The organism is Vibrio fujianensis, assembly GCF_002749895.1.
Classification (GTDB): Bacteria; Pseudomonadota; Gammaproteobacteria; order Enterobacterales; family Vibrionaceae; genus Vibrio; species Vibrio fujianensis.
On the sequence record NZ_NBUS01000043.1, the window covers coordinates 170,514 to 175,075 of the forward strand.

At 44.4% G+C, this 4,562-nt stretch carries 5 protein-coding genes; all 5 read left to right on the forward strand.

What is annotated here, in order from left to right; translation table 11 throughout:
- A partial coding sequence (locus B7C60_RS18995) for a biotin/lipoyl-containing protein (protein ID WP_342747964.1) occupies positions 1 to 1,013 on the forward strand: 1,013 nt, incomplete at its 5' end.
- Between the two features lie 9 nt (positions 1,014 to 1,022).
- Complete coding sequence (locus tag B7C60_RS11625) at positions 1,023 to 2,153, forward strand: sodium ion-translocating decarboxylase subunit beta (protein ID WP_099611790.1); 1,131 nt, start codon at positions 1,023 to 1,025, stop codon at positions 2,151 to 2,153.
- Positions 2,154 to 2,355: 202 nt separating this feature from the next.
- Positions 2,356 to 3,306, forward strand: a complete 951-nt coding sequence (locus tag B7C60_RS11630; RefSeq protein WP_099611791.1) for an NADP-dependent oxidoreductase — start codon at positions 2,356 to 2,358, stop codon at positions 3,304 to 3,306.
- A 6-nt stretch (positions 3,307 to 3,312) separates the two neighbouring features.
- Positions 3,313 to 3,762: a YqaA family protein gene (locus B7C60_RS11635; protein ID WP_099611792.1), complete on the forward strand. Its 450-nt coding sequence runs from the start codon at positions 3,313 to 3,315 to the stop codon at positions 3,760 to 3,762.
- A 9-nt stretch (positions 3,763 to 3,771) separates the two neighbouring features.
- The coding region (locus B7C60_RS19000; RefSeq protein WP_245869381.1) for a M16 family metallopeptidase at positions 3,772 to 4,562 on the forward strand (791 nt) is incomplete at its 3' end.

The following is a 4,562-nucleotide window of genomic DNA, read 5'->3' on the forward strand; positions in this document are numbered from 1 at the left end:
CCCAGCTTAATCTCGAACATCTTGCGCCTATTGCAGCGTATTTCCGTGACGTTCGTAAAAAATACGCCCAATTTGAAGGACAACTAAAAGGGGTTGACTCGCGAATTTTGATTGCTCAAGTCCCGGGTGGTATGTTGACTAATATGGAAAGCCAACTAAAAGAACAAGGCGCTGCAGAGCGGCTCGATGAGGTGTTGGAAGAAATTCCTCGTGTTCGGCAAGATCTTGGTTACATCCCTTTAGTTACACCAACATCTCAAATTGTTGGTACTCAAGCGGTGATTAATGTTTTAACGGGTGAGCGCTATAACAGTATAACCAAAGAAACTGCCGGGGTACTGAAAGGAGAATATGGGGCAACACCTGCTGAAGTGAATCAAGATCTACAGGCGCAAGTGTTAAAAGGAAGTAAAGCCATTACTTGCCGCCCTGCTGACTTGCTTCAAGATGAAATGACACATTTAACCACGGAATTATTAGCTAAAGCTAAAGAGGATGGTATTTCATTAGCGCAAGAGACCGTGGATGATGTACTGACTTATGCTTTATTCCCTCAAGTCGGACTTAAATTTCTGAAAAACCGTCATAACCCCAATGCATTTGAACCCGCACCGGGATCTGAAACGGTCGAATCTGCCGCAGCTCCTGTAGTAAAAGATTCTGTACCGAGTATCGAAACCTATAGTGTCAAAGTTGACGGGCAAGTGTATCAAGTAGAAGTGGGTCCCCAAGGTCAAATTAGCTCGGTGACCGCTAGTCAGTCTACAGCGACAACCTCTGCTCCTGTTCCGGCCTCAGCAGCTGAAGCTGTGCCCGCTCCTCTTGCCGGAAATATTTTTAAGGTTCAAGTTCAACCTGGAAGCGAAGTGGTTGAAGGCGATGTGCTGGTTATTTTAGAAGCGATGAAGATGGAAACCGAAGTTCGGGCTGCGCGTAGTGGTGTTGTTCAAGAGCTGCATGTGAAGGAAGGGGATGCAGTGACAGTCGGTGCGCCGATCTTAAGTTTGGCATAAGGGTGTAACATGGACGGATTATTAACCCTGTGGCACGAAACAGGGATTGCTAACTTTACGCTTGGCCAAATCATGATGATTCTTATCGGCTGCGTATTGCTTTTTTTAGCCATACGTAAAGGTTTTGAACCTTTATTGCTGTTACCGATTGGGTTTGGAGCTATCTTGGCAAATATTCCTAATGCCGGTTTTACTGAGCCGGGTGGGTTGTTGTACTACGTGTACTATATTGGGATCGAATCGGGTATTTTCCCGTTGTTGATTTTTATGGGCGTGGGCGCAATGACCGACTTTGGTGCTTTGATTGCCAACCCTAAAACCTTGTGGTTAGGTGCCGCTGCGCAGTTCGGTATTTTTGCAACATTATTTGGTGCGATCATGCTTAACTATGTGCCAGGAATGGAGTTTTCGTTAGCTGATGCTTCGTCAATAGCCATTATCGGTGGCGCTGATGGTCCGACAGCTATCTTTTTAGCCAGTCAACTGTCACCGAAGTTATTAGGAGCAATCGCAGTTGCTGCGTACAGTTATATGGCATTGGTTCCTATCATTCAGCCACCGATCATGAAGGCATTAACTACACCACAAGAGCGTCAGATTAAAATGGCTCAGTTGCGTCATGTAGGGAAAACGGAAAAAATTATTTTTCCGCTGCTCGTGTTACTGATGGCCATTTTGTTCCTACCTTCGGCTACGCCATTGGTTGGAATGTTCTGCTTGGGGAATTTAATGCGTGAAGCCGGTGTGGTTGAGCGCTTATCGAAAACGGCACAAAATGAACTGATTAATATTGTTACTATCTTCTTAGGTCTTGGAGTGGGTTCAAAACTTCAATCCGATCAATTCCTTAATATTTCGACCTTAGGTATTTTAGTGCTTGGTGCTGTCGCATTTAGCATTGGTACTGCAGGGGGAGTTTTGATGGCAAAAGTGCTCAATAAATTCTCTAAAGAAGATATTAACCCATTGATAGGTGCTGCCGGAGTTTCTGCTGTACCAATGGCGGCGCGTGTTGTTAATAAAGTCGGGTTAGAAGCTAACCCACAAAACTTTTTATTGATGCATGCTATGGGGCCAAATGTTGCTGGCGTGTTAGGCTCGGCGGTTGCGGCTGGGATTTTATTAGCTTTAGTCGGCTAAATAAGGGCATTTTAGGGCTGAGCGTTAATAACGATTGACGGATAGTCTATTAAGTGATGTCGTCGTCGCGCGGTAGCGATGCTTGACTCGCTTGTCGCCTGCCTGCAATTCCAAGTTGTTTGGGTATAGTAATAAAATGATATATATTCAAAGGGATGCTTTAGCATCCCTTTTTTCATCACCAGCCACAGGGACTTAGAATATGGATAATAAGCAGATTGTCATTACCCAATTTGGTGGGCCAGAAGTGCTCGCTATTCAGTCATCACCAATTCCAGAGCCTCAGGAAGGAGAAGTGTTGGTCAAAGTCGCTTTTACCAGTATTAATCCTATTGATACTAAAACTCGAGCTGGACTGGGTTGGGCTGCTGCGCAAAATCAAGATAAATTACCTTGGGTTGCTGGATATGACATCGCAGGGCAGGTGGTGAAAGTTGGACAGGGTGTTTCAGCGCTTGAAAAAGGGATGAATGTCGCGGGGTTTGTTGGTTTTCCTCTCCGTGGGGGTGGTTATAGCCAATATCTTTGTGTTCCTGAAAGAGAGCTGAGTATCGTGCCCGATTCCGTTACGCTAGAAGCGGCTGCGGCATTACCCCTTGCAGGACAAACTGCGGCGCAGGCATTGAGTAAAGCTCAAATTCAAGAAGGTGAACGCGTGTTAATTTTAGCGGGAGCCGGTGGAGTCGGACATATTGCATTACAAGTTGCGATAGCCGCTAAAGCTGAAGTGTATACCACGTGTAGTGAAAGTAACCTTGATTACCTCGCGACGTTAGGGGCTCATGCTATTAACTATCAATTTGCTCCAGTTTCACAACGTTTGGAAGCGGTGGATGTTCTGATCGACCTTGTGGGCGGAGATGCGGCATTGGATGCGCTTAAATGCCTTAATGATCATGCTCGTGTGGTGAGTGTGCCAACATTAAGTGCGGAATTAATCTGTGAAAAGGCGAAGATGTTAGGCTTTCAGGCAACCGGTATGTTAGTTGATCCAAACCCTGAGCAGTTAGATACCTTGTTATACATGGTCAGTGTTGGTTTATTAAAAGTGGAAATTCAACACGTTTACCCAATGGATCAAGTTCGTCAAGCACATGAGCAGATGGAAACTGGGCATACGCGCGGTAAAATTTTGCTTAATATGCAGAGTTAGCATACCTTGGCGATTGACCTTACTCAGATTGCTCAGTTCTTTTCAGAATCGGCACTCTGGGTGCTGTTTTTTGTTAGTTTTCTTAGTGCCACTCTGTTACCGGGTGGTTCTGAAGCTATACTATTGGCCACTTTTTCGATTCAGACATTTTCTCCTATAACCATTATTATGATTGCCACCTTCGGGAATACGTTAGGGGGGATGACTAATTATTGGCTAGGTTGGCTGTTGCCTAATCGAACTCAACAAGAAAAACAGGGTCATAAAGCACTACGATGGTTAAATAAACATGGTTATTGGGCTCTATTGTTGAGTTGGTTACCCATTATTGGTGATCCGCTTTGTTTAGCCGCTGGATGGTTAAGAATGAAAAGCTTCCCCGTATTGAGCATGATTATGCTTGGTAAGGCTTTCCGTTATATCATGCTGGGGGCATTTTTTTATGGTTTTTTCTAAGGAGTTATGATGAAAAAACTTTGGCTAGGTTTGATTACGTGTATTGCGTTGTACGGTTGTACATCTTCAACATCACTTCCCTTTTTCTCATCTTTACCCGATGGCGTCACTTTAATCGAGCAAGTGGATACCCAGTCCGATACGGTGGGCATTCCTTATCGTAAATACCAACTTTCGAATGGGTTAACGGTCATTTTATCCCCCGATCATTCCGATCCTCTTGTGCATGTGGATATGACTTATCATGTGGGATCAGCAAGAGAAGAGGTGGGTAAATCTGGCTTTGCTCACTTTTTTGAACATATGATGTTTCAAGGCTCAAAGCATGTTGCCGATCAAGAGCACTTTCGTTTGATCACAGAGGCGGGCGGATCCTTAAATGGCACCACAAATCGAGATCGAACCAATTATTTTCAAACCGTTCCTGCGAATCAATTGGAAAAAGTACTGTGGTTAGAGTCAGATCGCATGGGCTTTTTGCTTGAAGCGATTTCACAGCGTAAATTTGAAATTCAGCGAGACACGGTTAAAAATGAGCGAGCGCAAAATTACGATAATCGTCCATATGGTTTGATTTGGGAAAAAATGTCAGAAGCGCTTTATCCAGAAGGCCATCCTTATTCTTGGCAAACGATAGGCTATGTGGAAGATTTAGATCGAGTTGATGTGAATGATCTTAAGGCTTTCTTCTTACGTTGGTATGGGCCAAATAACGCGGTATTGACGATCGGGGGGGATATTGATATTGCACAAACCTTAGCCTGGGTAAACCGTTATTTTGGATCTATACCTAAAGGCCC

Excerpts from the sequence above, each read along its gene's own strand:
- B7C60_RS11625 (WP_099611790.1), top strand. The coding sequence starts at position 1,023 with ATGGACGGATTATTAACCCTGTGGCACGAAACAGGGATTGCTAACTTT.
- B7C60_RS11630 (WP_099611791.1), top strand. The coding sequence starts at position 2,356 with ATGGATAATAAGCAGATTGTCATTACCCAATTTGGTGGGCCAGAAGTG.